This window comes from Shewanella waksmanii ATCC BAA-643 (assembly GCF_000518805.1).
Taxonomy (GTDB): Bacteria; Pseudomonadota; Gammaproteobacteria; order Enterobacterales; family Shewanellaceae; genus Shewanella; species Shewanella waksmanii.
The window spans coordinates 51,762-68,466 of sequence record NZ_JAEH01000006.1; the positions used below are offsets into that span (position 1 = coordinate 51,762).

Annotated in this window: 14 protein-coding genes and 1 riboswitch; of the genes, 10 read left to right on the forward strand and 4 right to left on the reverse strand. The window is 46.0% G+C overall.

The window, feature by feature from the left end; genetic code table 11:
- Window positions 1-234 precede the first annotated feature (234 nt).
- The 5 genes from L865_RS0103970 (at window position 235) to katB (ending at window position 5,061) form a co-directional block, all read left to right on the forward strand.
- Complete coding sequence (locus L865_RS0103970; protein ID WP_028772045.1) at window positions 235-1,461, forward strand: NupC/NupG family nucleoside CNT transporter; 1,227 nt, start codon at window positions 235-237, stop codon at window positions 1,459-1,461.
- A 76-nt stretch (window positions 1,462-1,537) separates the two neighbouring features.
- Window positions 1,538-2,248: a purine-nucleoside phosphorylase gene (gene deoD / locus L865_RS0103975; RefSeq protein WP_028772046.1), complete on the forward strand. Its 711-nt coding sequence runs from the start codon at window positions 1,538-1,540 to the stop codon at window positions 2,246-2,248.
- A 187-nt stretch (window positions 2,249-2,435) separates the two neighbouring features.
- Window positions 2,436-2,873: a PaaI family thioesterase gene (locus L865_RS0103980; protein WP_028772047.1), complete on the forward strand. Its 438-nt coding sequence runs from the start codon at window positions 2,436-2,438 to the stop codon at window positions 2,871-2,873.
- A gap of 97 nt (window positions 2,874-2,970) precedes the next feature.
- Window positions 2,971-3,216: a YgjV family protein gene (locus L865_RS0103985; RefSeq protein ID WP_028772048.1), complete on the forward strand. Its 246-nt coding sequence runs from the start codon at window positions 2,971-2,973 to the stop codon at window positions 3,214-3,216.
- Between the two features lie 378 nt (window positions 3,217-3,594).
- Entirely contained in the window at window positions 3,595-5,061 is a 1,467-nt protein-coding gene (gene katB, locus L865_RS0103990) for a catalase KatB (RefSeq protein ID WP_157577427.1), read from the forward strand.
- Between the two features lie 108 nt (window positions 5,062-5,169).
- Here the strand turns inward: katB and L865_RS0103995 are convergent, their stop codons facing one another.
- Window positions 5,170-5,724, reverse strand: a complete 555-nt coding sequence (locus L865_RS0103995) for a TMEM165/GDT1 family protein (RefSeq protein WP_028772050.1) — start codon at window positions 5,722-5,724, stop codon at window positions 5,170-5,172.
- Window positions 5,725-5,911: riboswitch (yybP-ykoY riboswitch) on the reverse strand.
- Window positions 5,912-6,374: 463 nt separating this feature from the next.
- Here L865_RS0103995 and L865_RS0104000 point away from each other — a divergent pair.
- Both L865_RS0104000 and L865_RS0104005 read left to right on the forward strand, forming a co-directional pair.
- A complete protein-coding gene (locus L865_RS0104000) occupies window positions 6,375-7,574 on the forward strand; it encodes an aromatic amino acid transport family protein (protein WP_028772051.1) in 1,200 nt (399 codons plus the stop codon).
- 181 nt (window positions 7,575-7,755) lie between these two features.
- Window positions 7,756-9,912 (forward strand): S46 family peptidase, encoded by a 2,157-nt coding sequence (locus L865_RS0104005; protein WP_028772052.1) that lies wholly within the window; start codon window positions 7,756-7,758, stop codon window positions 9,910-9,912.
- 408 nt (window positions 9,913-10,320) lie between these two features.
- Here the strand turns inward: L865_RS0104005 and L865_RS0104010 are convergent, their stop codons facing one another.
- The 3 genes from L865_RS0104010 to L865_RS0104020 all read right to left on the reverse strand — a co-directional run bounded on the left by L865_RS0104010 (window position 10,321) and on the right by L865_RS0104020 (window position 13,235).
- Window positions 10,321-11,022: a pseudouridine synthase gene (locus L865_RS0104010; RefSeq protein ID WP_028772053.1), complete on the reverse strand. Its 702-nt coding sequence runs from the start codon at window positions 11,020-11,022 to the stop codon at window positions 10,321-10,323.
- A 25-nt stretch (window positions 11,023-11,047) separates the two neighbouring features.
- Window positions 11,048-11,728, reverse strand: coding sequence for a hypothetical protein (locus L865_RS0104015; RefSeq protein ID WP_028772054.1), 681 nt, complete (start codon window positions 11,726-11,728; stop codon window positions 11,048-11,050).
- Between the two features lie 160 nt (window positions 11,729-11,888).
- The gene (locus L865_RS0104020) at window positions 11,889-13,235 is read right to left on the reverse strand and encodes a Na+/H+ antiporter NhaC family protein (RefSeq protein WP_028772055.1); all 1,347 of its coding nucleotides are present in this window, start codon (window positions 13,233-13,235) and stop codon (window positions 11,889-11,891) included.
- A 345-nt stretch (window positions 13,236-13,580) separates the two neighbouring features.
- Here L865_RS0104020 and L865_RS0104025 point away from each other — a divergent pair, with 345 nt between their 5' ends.
- The 3 genes from L865_RS0104025 to lgt all read left to right on the forward strand — a co-directional run bounded on the left by L865_RS0104025 (window position 13,581) and on the right by lgt (window position 16,499).
- The gene (locus tag L865_RS0104025) at window positions 13,581-14,111 is read left to right on the forward strand and encodes a DUF3087 family protein (protein WP_028772056.1); all 531 of its coding nucleotides are present in this window, start codon (window positions 13,581-13,583) and stop codon (window positions 14,109-14,111) included.
- Between the two features lies 1 nt (window position 14,112).
- Window positions 14,113-15,570 (forward strand): NAD-dependent succinate-semialdehyde dehydrogenase, encoded by a 1,458-nt coding sequence (locus L865_RS0104030; RefSeq protein WP_028772057.1) that lies wholly within the window; start codon window positions 14,113-14,115, stop codon window positions 15,568-15,570.
- Between the two features lie 140 nt (window positions 15,571-15,710).
- Window positions 15,711-16,499, forward strand: a complete 789-nt coding sequence (gene lgt / locus L865_RS0104035; RefSeq protein ID WP_028772058.1) for a prolipoprotein diacylglyceryl transferase — start codon at window positions 15,711-15,713, stop codon at window positions 16,497-16,499.
- Window positions 16,500-16,705: the final 206 nt, after the last annotated feature.

A 16,705-nucleotide genomic window follows, 5' to 3' on the forward strand; every position in this document is an offset into this window, starting at 1 on the left:
AAAAGTGTCACTATTGGGTGTTAGTTGTTGTTGGTGTTAATGTTGTTGTTATTTTCTTTATGGATTGATGCGCTATTGATGCATATTTATTGATATTTTTGAGCGCTTTACCAAAAGTTATTACCAAGTTAGCAGTTGAATGAAATAAATTCTGCAAAGTGATTTTGATCCCTTGTCTGTACTAGCCAGCTGTATACACTGCCGCCATAACAAAGTTTATGGGGGTAAAAATGTATGGAAGTTTTCATCAGTTTGTTGGGGATGGCAACGCTGATCGGGATTGCCGTGTTGTTTTCAGAGCAACGCCACGCGATTAGTGTCAGAACGGTAGCCGGTGCATTGGCGTTTCAGGTCGCTTTTGGCGCATTTGTTATGTATGTACCATTTGGTCAAACCGTATTGGATAGCGCATCAAACGGTGTGATGCACGTAATCAACTACGGCAACGAAGGCTTAGCTTTTTTATTTGGTGATTTGGCCAAGTTCGGGGTTGGGTTCATTTTTGTGATTAATGTGCTGTGTGTAGTGGTATTTATTAGTGCACTAATTGCTGTGCTGTATTACCTAGGCATTATGCAGCTGGTGATTGGCATTATCGGCGGAGCGTTATCTAAGTTACTGGGTACTAGCCGTGCAGAGTCACTGTCTGCCACTGCCAATATCTTTGTTGGTCCGATTGAAGCGCCATCTATGGTGCGTCCTTTTGTTAAGCACATGACCCGCTCAGAGCTTTTTGCGGTGATGACCGGTGGTTTAGCTTCTGTGGCCGGCGGCACCATGATTGGTTATATCCAGATGGGCGTCGACATTAAGTATGTACTGACCGCCGCCTTTATGACAGCGCCCGCAGGTCTACTATTTGCCAAACTAATGTGGCCAGAAACCGAAGCACCGCGAAATGACATCAAGAAAGTCATGGATGAGCAGGAAGATAAGCCGACTAATGTACTCGATGCTGCAGCGGGCGGCGCAGCAATGGGGATGCAGCAAGTACTTAATGTATCGGCATTACTGCTCGCGTTCGTCGGATTGATTGCGCTGGTCAACGGTATAATTGGCGGTGTTGGCGGCTGGTTTGGTTATGGTGAGCTCACTATGCAGATGATCTTAGGTTATCTGTTAGCTCCGCTAGCATGGCTAATGGGGGTGCCGTGGAGTGAAGCAACGCAAGCGGCTTCGTTTATTGGTCAGAAGATGGTGATCAATGAGTTTGTTGCCTATATCGACTTCCTCAAAGTGGCGGAAGACCTGTCACCTAAAACCCAAATTATCATTAGTTTTGCGTTGTGCGGTTTTGCCAACATTGGCTCACTCGCCATGGTAATAGGCGGGTTAGCTGCATTGTGTCCTGAGCGTCGTCACGACCTCAGTGCCATTGGAATGAAAGCGCTAATTGCAGCGGCTTTAGCCAACTTAATGAGCGGTACTATTGCTGGTCTGCTATTTAGCCTAGCTGGCTAATCCACTGAACTAAATACTTGATATCCATACTTACTTACAAAAGGCGAGTGTGGAGCATGAATAACGGAGTAACACGATGACACCACATATTAACGCACCAGCTGGTGCTTTTGCTGATACGGTTTTAATGCCAGGCGATCCATTGCGGGCGAAGTACATTGCCGAGAATTTTCTCGACAACGTCACTTTAGTGACTGATGTACGTAATATGCTTGGCTATACCGGTGAGTTTAATGGTCAACGTATCTCAGTGATGGGATCGGGGATGGGTATTCCTTCAATTTCTATTTATGCCAAAGAGCTCATTACTGAATATGGTGTGAAAAACATTATTCGCATCGGGTCGTGTGGCGCTGTGAGCGATAAAATCAAGTTGATGGACGTCGTTATGGCTATGGGCGCGAGCACTGATTCAGCGGTTAACCGCAGTCGTTTCGCCAATACTGATTTTGCCATGATTGCAGACTTTGGCCTGCTTCGAGGCGCCGTCGATGCTGCTGAAAAACTGGCGGTCAACTATCATGTTGGCAACCTATATTCTTCTGATCTTTTCTATAGCGCCGATGAAAGCCGTTACGACTTAATGGAAAAATACGGCATTTTAGGTGTGGAAATGGAAGCGGCTGGTCTTTATGGCGTAGCCGCTGAATATGGCGCAAATGCACTTGCCATGATGACAGTGACCGACCATTTACGTCAGGGCTTGCACCTTAGCGCTGAAGAGCGTCAACACACGCTTAATGAGATGATTAAACTGACGCTAGAAGCAGTCAGTAAGCTGAAATAGTGATTCAGTTCTAACCTTTCTCCCTACACCCTACGGCTTTCAAGTGTGCACCAACAAATACCCATAAGCATGCTTGAAAGCCACCCCTTCATATTCTCTGCGACTAGAGCCAATACTCTTAACTGGCTTTTATCTTAGCTATGGACACAGTAGACTGGCAGCATAATCAATTGAAATGGATGTAGTAATGAGTATTTGGTTTAGGCCGGTCACGCTTGCACAATGCAATAAGATGGACGAAGGGATGCATGGTAAAGGTACTTTGATGCAAACCATGGGGATTAAAATATCCGAAATTGGCGACGACTACATGAAAGCGACCATGCCAGCTGCACCGCAAGTACACAATCCGCTCGGTATTGTGCATGGCGGAGCCAACGTGGCTCTTGCAGAAACTGTCGCCAGTTATGCGGCAAATTTTGTAGTGGACTTTGATAACTATTATTGTGTCGGCCAAGAGATTAATGCGAACCATTTAAAAGCATCTCGCAAAGGCACGCTAACAGCCACAGCTAAGCCGGTACACTTGGGTAAGCGTAGCTCAGTGTGGGAGATCCTTATTCACAATGGAGCCGGTGAGCTCTGCTGTATCTCAAGAATGACTGCTGCGGTAGTTAAGCGATAACCGCAGTTTATTGCGTGTGGATGGGTAAATGGCCTGTTACAAACCTATTTAGTTAGCCATAATAAGTTTAATTAACTTTAATACCAATGGAGAGCGCATGGATAACGCAACTATTTGGGAGTGGGTCGGCTATTTGGCATCGGTGGTCGTGGCTATTTCGCTGATGATGTCGAACATTAAGAAGCTACGCTGGTGGAATTTAATTGGTGCAGCGTTATTTGTTGCTTATGGCTTGGCCATTGGCGCCATTCCCGTTGCATTGGTTAACTTCTTTATTGTACTTATTGATATCTACTATTTAGTTAAAATCTACCAAGAAGAGCGGCAACAGGCTTCTGATTAGCCCTGTACGACAGTTAGCAAATTTGTCGTTTAGCGGCAATCCCTGCGTCAGTGGATTGCCGTTATTATTTACTTATTTAGATAACCCTCCTTTACACAGCTTTACCTCCCAAATGATTCCCCCTTTCATACCTAATTAGTAGTATCACTTGGTTGTCAATTTTACTCGCTTTCTGCAAAAGCGATTAAAGTCATCGGTTCTAATCGTTTTAATTGTTGGTTATTACCGACTATTATTTAGCTATCGGGATAACTCAGCAGGTAATAGCCTTCGCTGCCCACTGTGAGGTCAATATGGCGACGATATTTGATGTTATTGAAGATTGGCTTAGCTAAGCCAGGTACAGCATTTTAGATTACGGAATTTTTGGAGATGACTATGACTACGCAAAAAGATTATTTAACCAGCCAAAACGGCGCCCCAATCGCAGACGATCAAAACTCATTGTCAGCAGGTGAGCGCGGCCCGCTATTACTACAAGATTGGCAGTTGATTGAAAAGCTTGCTCACTTCAACCGCGAACGTATTCCTGAGCGTGTTGTGCACGCAAAAGGTACTGGGGTATATGGCACCTTTACCTTGACCAAAGATTTAAGCGAATACACCATAGCTGATCACTTTAACGGTGTGGGCAAACAAACCGAAACTTTTGTTCGCTTCTCAACGGTGGGCGGTGAAATGGGCTCTGCTGATGCTGAGCGTGATCCACGTGGTTTTGGTTTGCGTTTCTATACTGCTCAAGGCAACCATGACATCGTGGGTAATAACACCCCGACATTCTTTTTGCGTGATGGTATTAAGTTTCCGGACTTCATTCATACTCAAAAGCGTAATCCACTGACTAACCTTAAAGATCCACAGGCAATGTGGGACTTTTGGTCACTTAACCCTGAAGCGATGCATCAAGTGACTATCTTGATGTCAGACCGAGGTATTCCTGCAAACTACCGTCAGATGCACGGCTATGGTTCTCATACATTCTCATTGTGGAATGCCAAAGGCGAGCGTTTTTGGGTTAAATTCCACTTCAAATCGCAACAAGGCGTTGTCAATCTCACCAACGAGCAAGCAGATAAGCTCAAAGGTATTGACCCTGATTCATCGCAGCGCGATATGGTGGCAGCGATTGCCGAGCAAAACTTCCCTCGTTGGACAGTGAATGTGCAAATCATGCCAGAAGCGGATGCCAATACTTACCACATCAACCCGTTTGATTTGACTAAGGTATGGCCGCACAGCGATTACCCACTTATTGAAATTGGTGAGCTTGAGCTTAATCGTATGCCACAAAACTATTTCGCTGAAGTAGAGCAGGTGGCTTTAGCACCAAGTAACCTAGTTCCAGGTGTTGGCGCGTCACCAGATAAGATGCTGCAAGCGCGAATCTTTGCTTATGCAGATGCACAACGTCATCGCATCGGTACTAATTACAATCAGTTGCCAGTCAACTGCCCACATGCGGCAAAAGCGAATCATCATCAGCGTGCTGGTGCTATGGCTGGAACCCAATGTCAGTTCAGCGGCAGTCAAACAGGTGGCGATGCAGCTGCTAACTATGGTCCTAGTAGCCGTGAAGATGCGTTGGTTGAGCCTGCACACTTAGCTGAGCCACCACTGCGTTTGGATGGTGAAGCTGATCGCTATAGCCGCTACGACCAAGATGACTATAGCCAAGCGGGCAACCTATACCGTATGTTCTCTGAAGATGAAAAAGCGCGCCTAGTGGATACCATCGCCGGCTCTCTTAGCCAAGCAAGTGCCGATGTACAAGCACGTATGCTAGCGCATTTTGACAAAGCAGATGCTGACTACGGAGCGCGAATTGCTAAGGCAATTCAAGGTTAAAAGCCAACTTATTAACTGAGATGAAAAAGCCAGTCACTGTAAAGTGACTGGCTTTTTTTAGCTGTGAACGTCAACGCTATGTGGGTATTTTATTTACTACCCTGTTAACTAAAGTAGCAATGTCATCACGCCCAATAGCGCAAATAGCGCAGCGCATAGGCGATGAATTAACGTCAAAGGTAGCTTTTCAGCACTGTAATGGCCGGCGTAAACCACTGGCACATTGGCTAGCATCATGCCTAAGGTCGTGCCGATGACAACCATTGCCAATGCATCATATTTGGCTGCCAGTACCACTGTTGCCACTTGGGTTTTGTCGCCAATCTCAGCTATGAAGAACAACACAAAAGTTGCGATGAATGGGCCCCATTGATACAAACGACTTTCTTCTGATTCAACTTTGTCGGGGATCAATACCCACAATGCAATGGCAAAGAACGATCCAGCCACGATGTAACGGCCAACTTCCGGTGAAATAAGGCCCATGGCCCATTGACCCAACCAGGCTGCAGCAAAGTGATTCGCCAGCGTCGCCAGAAAAATACCCATGACAATAGCGGTTTTGTTCTTAAACCGGGCGGCAAGTAGCAGAGCGAGTAATTGGGTTTTATCGCCGATTTCGGCAATTGCAACAGTTAAGGTTGAGGCGAGTAGTGCTTCCACAATGAGTTCCTTAGGGGGCAAAATTAGCTAAGCAGAGTCCGCCGCCCCCTAATATTGGACGGGATCTCTGCTCAGGTCTTGCTGGGTGATGGCTCACTGTATTCACCATGGCATGTGGCCAATTATGTTGATGAATACCCAACCAAAAACGACGATTGGTTGGTAGCTACTCCCCTGAGAAGGTTGGCGCCATTATAATCGCCCTAAAAAAGGTTGCAAGTGCAACATGTTTTTTGCGCGACTTTGCCGTAGTTTTGCTGGAAAAATCAGCAATAGTAAACGGCTTGTGGTGAGGGTGTTGGCAACTTATTTGTGCGCTGTACAAAGTTGTTTACGATTGCCTTTGATGGCTTGTACACAGTGATTGCCTCTGTTAATGTCCCTAACAGTCAATTTTTTAGAGTTTAAGGTAGTGATGAAACAAACCTATCGATATTTTTACCGATTTACGCAGCCTCAGGGGCTTAGCTAAAGATTAGGTAAAAGTAATGTTAGCCAAGCTGTTGAGGCCAAACCCAATCGAAATAGGGCAGTATGATGCCATTCGATTAGGAGGCTAAAAGCTTAGTTGTTTTGTTACTAATCCCCTCCTTGTCGTTGTTCTAAATCTGACCCAAAACTATTAAAACAAATCAAGACAGGACAATGTAGTGAACTTAAAAATCCTCGGCTCTATTGCCATTGTTGCAGGTACTGCTATTGGTGGCGGTATGCTTGCCTTACCTCTGGCGACAGCTTCTTTGGGTACCATTCCCGCGCTATTACTTTTAGTGTGTATTTGGGGGGTGTCCATCTACACCAGTTTGTTGATGTTAGAGATCAACTTACGTACGGGAGTTGGGCTTAACGTCCACGCCATAACCGGTAAAACACTCGGAAAAACTGGCCAGTTATTACAGGGGGGCTCACTGCTGAGCTTACTCTTTGCCCTGACGATGGTGTATTTGATGGGGGGCTCATCGCTGCTTGAGTCACGCTTTGATCAAATGGGCATTGAAATTGATAATAAAGCGGCAGTGTTGCTGTTTACCCTAGTATTTGGTGGCTTTATTGCGGTTGGCGTAGCTTGGATTGATAAAGTTTCACGTATCTTATTTACTGCGATGATCGCCCTGTTTGTACTGGTGGTTGTGTTCCTATTGCCGGAAGTTAGCCCCGCTTATATATTGCGTGAATCATCGGCTAATATTGTAGAGAAAGCTGAGCTGGGTGACTTGTGGTTAGCGGCGATCCCCGTTGTGTTTACCTCATTTGGCTTCCACGTGTGTATTGCCACGATTGTGCGCTACTTAGATGGCGATGCCATGTCACTGCGTAAGGTGTTGATCATTGGTTCAACCATTCCACTAGTGTGTTACATCCTGTGGTTGATGGTGACTTTAGGTACTGTGGGTGGGGCAACCGTGCATGGCTTTGAAGGCTCATTGCCAAAACTTGTGACAGCCCTGCAAGCTATTGCGCAGTCATCAATTATGCAGCAGTGCATTGATCTGTTTGCTAACTTAGCGTTAATCACCTCTTTCTTAGGTGTGACCATGAGCCTGTTCGATTACATTGCCGAGCTAACTCGAGCAAGAAATGATGTGATGGGCCGCGCTAAAACCTGGTTGATCACTTTCGTACCGCCATTATTGTGTGCGCTATTTTACCCTGATGGTTTCATTCAGGTGTTGGGTTTTGCTGCAATTCCATTGGTGATGATGATTATCTTCTTGCCGATTGCCATGGCGTTAGGACAGCGTAAACAGCAGTTAGGGGGTTACCAAGTCAGTGGCGGCACGCCAGCCTTAGCGGTTGCAGGTTTGCTTGGTGCGGTGATCATTGCGGCACAACTTTGGGTAGCGCTATAACAAATGTTTACAACAAAGCCGGGTTAGATTGCGGTTTGTTGTGCCTCGTTAGCTGTTTGTTGAATGAGGTTGTGTGATAAAGTCGGGCACTTGCCCGACTTTTTTATTGCTAAATTTTGTAGTTGGACAGCATATATTCTCAAGCAATCGACGTAATAACGATAAAAACGGACTTAACAGCATGAAAAAAATTATGTTAACCGCAGCGCTAGCGGCTTCATTTGCTGCACAAGCGGATGAGGGGATGTGGCAGCCTTACCAGCTTCCTGCCATGGCTGACGAACTGAAAGCCAAAGGCTTAGAAATTGATGTTAAATCCATTTCTAAATTAACCGAGTTTCCAATGAATGCGGTTATCAGCCTCGGTGGCTGTACCGCATCATTTGTGTCACCTAAAGGCCTAGTCGTGACTAATCATCACTGTGCATATGGCTCAATTCAATACAATTCAACGCCTGAAAATAACCTACTAAAAGACGGTTTTTTAGCGAAAAGCTTTGCTGATGAACTGCCGGCAACACCGGGTTCGCGCATCTATGTGACCGAGTCAGTTGTCGATGTCACTGACAAGGTGAAAAAGGGCTTAGATAGTAAAACGGGCAACGCGTTTTATAAGGGTATTGAGCAACAGGAAAAAAGCTTAGTAGCCGAGTGTGAGCAAGAAGATGGTTACCGCTGTAAGGTGTATAGCTTCCATGGTGGGCTTGAGTACTACTTGGTTAAGCAGCTTGAGATCCGTGACGTACGTTTAGTGTATAACCCGGCCGGTAGTGTAGGTAAGTATGGTGGCGATATTGATAACTGGATGTGGCCTCGTCACACTGGCGACTACTCTTTCTATCGCGCCTACGTATCTAAAGACGGCAAGCCTGCTGATTTTAGCGAAAACAATGTGCCATTTGAGCCAAAAAGCTTCTTAAAAGTATCGGCTAAAGGTGTGAGTGAGGGCGACTTTGTTATGGTGGCTGGCTACCCTGGCCGTACTAACCGCTATCGCACAGCCAATGAAGTACAAAACCAATTTGAATGGGCTTATCCAGAAGGCAAAGTTCTGCGTGAGCGCATTATTGATATCATCAAAGAGACAGCACCAGAAGGCAGCGACGAGCGCATTAAGTATGAAAGCGCCATTGCAGGTTTAGCTAACTACGCTAAAAACTTCACTTCGATGATTGAGTTCTATGGTAAATCAACCATGCTTGACGACCGCAAAGGTGTAGAGCAAGACCTTGCCAACTGGATTAAAGCCGACAAAAAGCGCCAAGCTAAGTACGGTGAAGTATTAGCGCAACTGGACAAGCTAATCGCAAAAGGTCAGCAAGGCCAAGAGCGCAACCTACTGCTTAGCTACATGGGTTACAGTACCATGATGAGTACCGCTGAGCGCTTATATCGCTTAGCGAATGAAAAAGCGCTACCAGATATGCAGCGTGAACCAGGCTATCAAGATCGTGATATGACCCGCTTTACCTCAGGTATGGAGCGTATTGAGCGCCGCTATGCCGCAAGTGTCGATAAAGCGATATTGGCAGATTTAGTGGGTCGTTATGCCGCATTGCCGAAAGATCAGCGTTTAACAGCGTTCGATAAGGCCTTTGGTATTGGTAGTAACTTCGACAAGGCTAAATTTGCCAAGACATTAGATAACATGTACGCCAACACTGAGCTGTCTGATAAAGACACTCGCTTAGCCTGGATGGACAAATCTGTGGCTGAGTTTAAAAAGTCTAAAGATCCTTTCATTCAGTACGCTGTTGCTACTTATGATGAGCGCATGAAGCGTGAACAGGAGAAAGAGCAGCTTGCCGGTGATCTAATGAAAGTGCGCCCACAATATATGGACGCCATCATTGCCTATAACCGTGAGCAAGGCAAACCAGTGTATGCCGATGCTAACTCAAGCCTACGTGTGACTGTGGGTCATGTTAAGGGCTACTCACCACAAGATGGTTTGAAAGCGGTGCCTTTCACTCGCCTTGAAGGTATCTTAGCCAAAGACACGGGTGTTGATCCGTTTGATGCGCCAGCGAAACAGCTAGAGCTCATTGCCAATAAGCAATACGGTGACTACTACATGAAGGAGATTGATTCAGTACCGGTTAACTTCCTATCAACCCTAGATACCACTGGTGGTAACTCAGGCTCGCCGACCTTAAATGGGCGTGCAGAGTTAGTCGGCCTGCTGTTTGATGGCGTTTACGAAAGTATCATTGGCGATTGGGGTTACGACCCACAAACTAACCGTTCAATCCAAGTGGACAGCCGGTATATGCTTTGGGTTATGAAATACCTAGATAATGCAGATAACCTATTGGAAGAGATGGAAATTGTGCATTAATCGCTATGATTAAATTAGCATGATTTGCATAAAGGGCTTAGGTGAAAATCTAAGCCCTTTTTGTTGGCTGCTTTACCTGTCGGTACTGCTATTTGCATAATACCAATCAGTATAAGAATTTGATCTACTCAGCGCGCTTTTGGCAAACTAATTCAAGGCCGGCTAATTCAAAGTGAGCACTGAAACAATGGTTGCTCCCTTGTGAGGTTATTCAACGCAGAAGTAGGTAGCCAAAAACGCGCCAGAATGGCGAGTTTTAGCAGTCCTGATGCTGTGTTAACGAGCTTAACCGTAGAACAACTATGATCTTCACTCGTTGCCTTGCCTCAGAACCGCTAAACTCTCGCTGAGTGACTAAATGTTTATACTGATTGGTATAACCCATCGGGCGCTGCACAGCCTAGTCCATTAACCTTTGAGCGCAGTAATCTCTGTCGCAGTCAGCGGTCGCATTTCACCTGCGGCCAAATCGCCAAGTTGCAGTGATTCAATGGTCACTCGTTTGAGATCAATAACCTGATAGCCCAGTGCTTGGCTCATTCGGCGTATTTGCCGGTTGAGCCCTTGAGTTAAGGTGATGCTAAAACGGTCTTCATCCGTTGCTGCGACCGTGCAGGGGAGGGTGGTGATATCTTTGTAACTGACCCCTTGCGCCATCAACTGACAAAAGTCGTCGTCAAGGGGGCGGTTAACTTGAACAAGGTAGTGCTTTTTATGGGCAAAGCTTGGGTGCATCAAACGCTGGGTGAGTTCACCGTCATTGGTCAGTAGTAGTAATCCGTGGGAGTCTTTGTCTAGGCGGCCAACAGGATAGAGACGTGGCGCGGGCGGCAGAAAGTGTATCAGGCTAGCAGGATTATCTGGGAGCAAGCGGCTATCAATGCCTACGGGCTTATGGAAGGCGTAATAGTGCGGCGATTCAATGGCAGCTATGGGCTCACCATCAAAGAGTATGACTTGCAGGCATTGGCGCTGATCTTGATCTAGGCTTATGGTGTCGATATGGTTGGCGATGCGGCCATCGATATTAATTCGGCCATCACGGATAAATCGCGTTGCGGCGCGCCGTGAGCATAGTCCGGTAAGCGCAAGGTATTTGGCTAGTCGCATAGCAACAAGTTGTCGCCTTTAGTTATTACAGCGCAGGCTGCTGTAGCGTGTGGGTCAATTTCTTAATGGTCAATGCTAACATTAAACACCACAACATAGTGAGGTTAGTTTGGCCCCACATATTAATTGCCACGTAGCAATTTTCCCCGGTTTGTGGGATGCAGGCATCAAAGTCTAAGGTCTGCCAATTGAGTTGAAAAACTAGCCCCAATGCACTGGCAAGCCCTAATGAGCTAATGAAAAATAGGCGCTTTGAGCAGATCTCTTTATGGTTAATTCGCGCCGCTAAGGTTAAAAAATGCAGAATTACGGTGCCAAGTAAAAAACTAGTAGAGGACAGGCGATGTTCGCTGAGGTAGTTGATTGGAAATACGCCCATCAAGATAATTGAGCCACCAACCCAGAGTCCGGCAAACGATATATAGAGGCCAAAATGCCCTAGTTTAAGTAAAAATAAGCCGTACATGGCCAACAAGATGCATAAACCCGCGACAATTAACGCCATGTTATACACATAAGCCAGCGGTGTGCGCATATAATCGCCTAAAAAGTCGGCCCGTAGTGCAAATACCGCTGGACCTATTTCTTGATATTGGGCCCATACACAAATTGAGATACCGGTCGCTGAGACTATGGCACCACCAAAAATCATCCAGATAACCAGTTTGTGTAGGTCAGTATTGATCGGTTGCTGTGCCAGCTGCATAGGGCTCCCATTAATCAGGCAATAAAAAAGGAGTGCATGGTGAGTGCTCTCCTTCTCCGTCCCCGCCTGTAATGGGCAAGTTAGCTATCCTTATCTCAGCTAGTGTATGCCATAACTAGGCGATTACCAACATGTTGATAACAATTTGCGTAAATAGTTATCAGTGAGTACGTTTCCGCAGTATCACAATAGAAATGGCGACAACAGCAAGAATCATGCAGTACCAAGCGTGAGTTACGGCTTCAAGCGGACTAATACTGAAGGTTGATGCAATCAGTAATGCCTGCGCACCGTAAGGAATTAAGCCTTGAATAATACAAGAGAATATATCCAAAATACTGGCTGCGCGTTTCGGCGTGACTTGGTGCTTTTGCGCTAACTCTTTGGCGATGTCACCTGTTACAACAATCGATACGGTGTTGTTCGCTACGCAAGTATTGGTCATTGCAACAATGCCAGCCATGCCAAGCTCAGAAGCACGAGTTGATGCTTCGCCTTTAGCCTTAGAAAACTTAGTGATCAGTTTTTCTATTTGTTGACTCACAAACGCTAAGCCACCTTGCTGCTGCATGAGCGCCGCGAGGCCACCTACTAGCATTGAGAGTATGAAGATCTCCTGCATGTTGGTAAAACCGGCATAGATATCTTGACCAAACTGAATCACACCGTAATCCATGGTGAACAAACCGGTAATCCCAGCAAGTAAAATACCTACCGTGAGCACTACAAATACGTTAAGGCCGGCAACAGCTAAGAACAAAATGGTCAAGTAAGGGATCACTTTAATAAAGTCTATCTCTTGTGCGGCGACTTCAGCTTGGCCTTGACCAGCTAAGGTAAACACGATGAGAGTAATGATCGATGCTGGAATGGCAAAAATAAGGTTTTCTCTAAACTTGTCTTTCATTTCACAACCCTGAGTACGGGTTGAGGCAATGGTGGTGTCGGAAATAATTGATAAGTTGTCACCAAATAATGCCCCTGAAATCACTGCGCCGGCCATAACGGCAAGGCCTATTTCTGCTTCAGTTGCGACGCCAAGCGCAATGGGTGCGACTGCTGCAATGGTACCCATTGAGGTCCCCATTGCGGTGGCAATGAAGGCGGCAATCACAAAGAAACCTGGCAGTAGTAAACTTGATGGTACCAGTGATAAACCTAGGGCAACGGTAGCATCAACACCGCCAGTGGCTTTGGCAACAGAAGCAAATGCACCAGCTAACAGATAGATAAGACACATTGCGATGATATTGCTATGGCCAATTCCACCGATAAAGGTTTCGATACTCTGATTAAGCTTTTGCTTTGACAGTAAGATTCCTAAGATGATTGCCGGCAATATCGCGACCACACTGGGTAGTTGATAGAAGGCAAAGTCTACCCCTTGGCTTTGGAAGTAGACTCCGGCACCAATGAATAAAGTCAAAAATAAAAATAACGGTAATAGGGCGATAAACGATGGGCTTACTTTGTTGCTCGCCGATGAGGTCGTGGTTGAAGTTGTCAAAGTGTTCTCTCTATATTCTAGTCGTGCAAACCATCAGTTCCGCGCCCTCCTTGCAGGAACACATTGTCATTCAATGCAATGGTTCTTGATTATGGGAAGAGCATATGAGATTCACAGACGTCTGTCAATTTAGACGTCTAGATGTTTTTACTTCTAATCACCCGCGTGCGCTAATTGTGCGATACATCACGTATCAGTGAACGCTTATTTAACTCCTAAAGTGCCAACCTCATCAGCAAATAGCAAATCTGTATAACTCTGAGGCTAAGCGTAATCGTTGCTTAATCAAACCCCCACGCTCGTGGTAACCTTGGCAAATTGAAAATTATCCAATTGAGATATCAAGTGAAGTTAATTGCAATAGATAAAGCTTGTTACCGCCAGCGGCTAAATCGTGTGATCGCGGTATTCATTGCTGCGTTGGCGATTTTATCGCTAGTTTTTGGTGGCTTGCTGATTAGTTGGTTTGGACAAAGCGCCCCAGTAAGCGGTGAGTCCACCGGAAATTTCCAGTGGAACCTACTAGGAGTCATACTGGCAGCAAGCCTGTGCGGCACCGTGTTATACAGTTTACGCAATCATGAATACTTACAAGAAGTCTATTATGTCGCGCGGCTAAAGAGTCTACATAACCGTATTTATCGACAGTTGAAACAGTGGCGACAACGCGCCGAGCAAAATGATAAACAGGCATTGATTGTGCTGAGCTTTTACTACCAAAGCCAAAAACTGGTGTATTTGCTCGATGATAATACCCTGACACTTGCCAAGCTTGAAGCCGATCTTGCCGCGGTTGAAATGCAAATAGCACAGCTGGGGTTAGCGGTGTCCGCCGATGATTTCGTTGAGTTTATGTTGGTTAGTCCGGAGTCCTAATATGCTAGGTTTACGCAATTCGCGGTTATTACAAACTGCTGCCTATATTGATGGTCAGTGGCTGGAGTCCGCGCACAAGTTTGCGGTGTATAACCCTGCTAATGGTCAAGCCATTGCTCAAGTTAGCGAGACAACTGCCGCGCAAACTGAGCATGCGATCGTTGCAGCCAAAGGCGCACAACTGCACTGGCGGCAACTTAGCGCCAATGAACGCTGCCGCTTATTGCGCCGTTGGCATGAATTGATTATTGCCAATCAAGACGACCTAGCCAGATTATTGACCTTAGAGCAAGGTAAGCCGTTGGCCGAAGCTAAGGGTGAAATTCACTATGGGGCAGCCTTTATCGAGTGGTTTGCTGAAGAAGGCAAGCGTTTGTATGGTGACACCATTGCCGCGCCAGGTGCGGATAAGCGTATTACGGTCATCAAACAACCTGTTGGCGTGGTGAGCGCAATCACGCCATGGAACTTTCCTAATGCGATGATTGCACGTAAAGCTGCAGCGGCATTGGCTGCGGGTTGTACATTTGTGGTTAAACCATCGCCTTTAACACCTTTATCGGCGTTGGCACTGGCGGAGCTGGCGCAGCAAGCAGGGATTCCTGCTGGGGTGTTCAATGTGGTGGTCGCTGAGCAGGCCCAGGCGATTGGAGAGGTATTAACCCAACACAGTGACGTGGCAAAGTTCACTTTTACTGGCTCGACCCAGGTCGGCAAACTTTTGTCGGCGCAATGTGCCAGTGGCGTCAAGCGGGTGTCGATGGAGTTAGGAGGCAATGCGCCATTTATTGTTTTTGATGATGCCGATATTGAAGCGGCGGTTGCGGGTGTCATGGCTGCAAAGTTTCGCAATGCGGGACAAACTTGTGTCAGTGTTAACCGTATTTATGTGCATCGCGATGTTGCATCAGCGTTCCAGCAACAGCTGCTACAGCAAACTGCCAATCTAACTGTGGGTGACGGCTTGGATAGTCGCACTAATATCGGTCCTTTGATTTCGACTCAAGCTAAGGCGCAAATAATTGATTGGGTGCAACAGAGTCTCGACATGGGCGCAAAACTGGCGTTGGGGCAAATACCGGCAAAGGATGACTGTCAGTTCCTGTCGCCCTGTGTGCTAACTGATGTGAGTGAAACCATGCCAGTGATGTGCAATGAAGTGTTCGGGCCTATCGCATCCATTAGCGTATTTGACACCGAACAGCAAGTGATCGCACTGGCCAATGCCACTGAATACGGTTTAGCCGCTTATTTTTATAGCCGTGACATAGGCCGAATTTACCGCGTCTCTGAAGCATTAGAGTTTGGTATGGTAGGAATTAATGAGGGCATAATATCTAACGCAGCAGCACCTTTTGGCGGGGTTAAACAGTCAGGTCATGGTCGTGAAGGCTCCAAGTATGGCCTTGATGATTACACCGACATTAAGTACTTGTGCTTGGGTGGAATAGATAGCTAAATTAAAGCGTTAATAAACGTTACTGGGCGGTAGTAATACGTCAAAATTGGCGTATTATCTGTGTCAGGTTGAGCGCCGCTTTAAGGGAGCTAATTCCCTTAGCTAGGCTGTGACATTGAAAGATCTTATAAGGCTAAGTTTTGGAACATTTTATTTGGAATATTGACCCGGTATTGTTTTCATTTATGGGGCTAACCGTACATTGGTATGGCGCCTTATTCGCAGTTGCGATAGCCAGCGGCTATCAAGTGATGAAACGCATTTACATCAGCGAAAAACTTGATGTTGAGTCACTGGATAACTTGCTGATCTATTGTGTGGTCGGGATTATTGTCGGTGCCCGATTAGCTCATGTGCTGTTTTATGACCCTGCCTATTACTTTGCTAATCCGGGTAAGATTATTGCCATATGGGAAGGCGGGTTGGCGAGCCATGGTGGTGGTTTAGGGGCAATATTGGCCCTTTATTATTACCATCGTAAAGTCAAAATGCCGTTTTTGTTTTTATTAGATCGTTTAGCGATAGCCACGGCAATATTTGGCTTTTTTGTACGGATGGCCAATTTTGTGAATTCTGAAATTTTAGGCGTGCAAACCGATGTGCCATGGGCAATCGTGTTTGAGCGAGTGGATTTGTTGCCGCGACATCCAGCACAGTTATATGAAGCAATTGCCTACTTACTGATTTTTGTTAGCTTGGCTATGCTATTTAAAATGACTGAAATGAAGCGCCGTTACGGGGCGATATTTGGACTGTTTTTGGTCTTGGTGTTCAGCTCACGCTTTGTCATCGAAATGGTCAAAGTCAAACAAGCTGTGTATGCCGATGAATGGACTTTTAGCGCGGGACAACTGCTGAGTATTCCTTTCTTATTGGTGGGCGTAGTGCTATTAGCTCGCGCTTATATGGCTAAGCCATCGCAGGCATAGTCATATAGACAGCATTGCTTGAACAGTAGCGCTTTCGCTGATTGTACAAACCGGTGAAAGTGGCACCAAAGGTTAGATAAAAGCTCAGCATTGGCTGAGCTTTTTGTTATAGCTAAATGCTATATTTAACACTAATCTAAGGTTAAAGTGTTATAATTTTTGATGTTACAGCATGATTAGTTGTAATACCTTTCAGCTTAAATCTT